The following is a 361-nucleotide window of genomic DNA, read 5'->3' as shown; positions in this document are numbered from 1 at the left end:
GATTGGCCTGGGCCTGTGCCTTAGTGACCTTCACTTTTCCTCTTCCGTGGACGAGTTTCTGTATGAAGTCCGACTATACATTGATGTCGGTCGTCATCAAAGTCTTGACATGTTGGATTATGACCATCATCATTGAGTCATTCCCAACACCGAACGCTGGAACAACATGTCAGAGAAATCGCTTTTCGAGCCGTACGCCCTCGGTAGCCTGACGCTCACCAATCGCATCGTCATGGCACCGCTGACCCGCAATCGTGCTGGAGCCGGGTTAGTGCCCAGCGAGCATGCCGCGACCTACTACGCTCAGCGCGCCTCGGCCGGGCTGATCATCACCGAGGCCACGCAGGTTTCGGCTCAGGCC

The 361-nt window shown here is 56.2% G+C and carries 1 pseudogene; it reads left to right on the top strand.

Annotation, left to right across the window (positions count from 1 at the left end):
- Nucleotides 1-166: 166 nt before the first annotated feature.
- A pseudogene (locus SB725_RS30340) lies at nt 167-361 on the top strand (alkene reductase); the annotation flags it as partial.

It is taken from the genome of Pseudomonas sp. SIMBA_041, assembly GCF_046535095.1.
Lineage (GTDB): Bacteria > Pseudomonadota > Gammaproteobacteria > Pseudomonadales > Pseudomonadaceae > Aquipseudomonas > Aquipseudomonas mucoides.
This window is presented reverse-complemented; position numbering and strand designations above follow the sequence as displayed.